Consider the following 1,176-nt stretch of genomic DNA (forward strand, 5'->3'; position numbering starts at 1 on the left):
CCGCCCAAGCCCCTCACCCCGACCCCGCGCGGGCGGGGGGCCGGGCGCGCCCCCCGCCCCCCGGTCCGCCTCAGGGCCGCACGGCGCCAGGATCACAAGACGTCACGGCGTCACGGCGTCACGGCGTCACGGCGTCACGGCGTCACGGCGTCAGCACGATCTTGCCGAAGACGTCGCCCTTGGCGAGCCGCGCGAAGCCGTCCCGGGCCTCGGCCAGTGGCAGCACCGAGTCGATCACCGGTCGGACGCCGGTGGTCGCGCACAGCGAGAGCAGCCCGGCCAGTTCCTCCTTGGTGCCCATGGTCGAGCCGACCACCTTGAGCTCCAGGAAGAAGATCCGGTTCAGCTCGGTGGTGCTCGGGTTGGGGCCGGAGGTGGCACCGGAGATGACGACGGTGCCGCCCGGGCGCAGCGCCTTCACCGAGTGCGCCCAGGTCGCGGCGCCGACCGTCTCCATCACCGCGTCCACCCGGGCGGGCAGCCGGGCGCCGCTCTCGAAGGCGGCGTCGGCGCCGAGTTCGACCGCCCGGCGGCGCTTGGCCTCGTCCCGGCCGGTGACCCAGACCCGCAGCCCGGCGGCCTTGCCGAGGACGATCAGCGCGGTCGCCACGCCGCCGCCCGCGCCCTGCACCAGGACGGTGTCGCCGGGCTTGACCCCGGCGTTGGTGAACAGCATCCGGTAGGCCGTCAGCCAGGCCGTGGGCAGGCAGGCGGCCTCTTCGAAGCTGAGTTCGGCGGGCTTGGGCAGCAGGTTCCAGGTGGGCACGGCCACCTGCTGGGCGAAGGTGCCCTGGTAACGCTCGGTCAGGATGGACCGGGGCTCGTCCGGGCCGACCCCGTGGCCGCTCTGGCCGATCACCGAGTGGAGGACGACCTCGTTGCCGTGCTCGTCGACACCGGCGGCGTCGCAGCCGAGGATCATCGGCAGTCGGCCGGCGGGCAGGCCGACCCCGCGCAGCGACCACAGGTCGTGGTGGTTGAGGCTGGCGGCCCTGACCGTGACCACGCTCCATCCGGGGCGGGCCTGCGGCTCGGGGAGTTCGCCCAACTCCAGTCCGCTGAGCGGGTCATCGGCGTCGATACGTGCGGCGTAGGCAGCAAACATGCTGCGGACGATAGCCGCGCCGGCCGGGGCCGGGAACCACGCGCGGATGTGACGCGTGACCCGGCCCCGGC

The 1,176-nt window shown here is 74.2% G+C and carries 1 protein-coding gene; it reads right to left on the bottom strand.

All coding sequences use genetic code 11. The features are described 5' to 3' along the window. Positions 1–142 precede the first annotated feature (142 nt). Positions 143–1,105 (bottom strand): zinc-binding dehydrogenase, encoded by a 963-nt coding sequence (locus tag ACFV61_RS33270; RefSeq protein WP_063347847.1) that lies wholly within the window; start codon positions 1,103–1,105, stop codon positions 143–145. Positions 1,106–1,176: the final 71 nt, after the last annotated feature.

Origin of the sequence: Kitasatospora sp. NPDC059817 (genome assembly GCF_042731835.1) — a bacterium.
Classification (GTDB): Bacteria; Actinomycetota; Actinomycetes; order Streptomycetales; family Streptomycetaceae; genus Kitasatospora.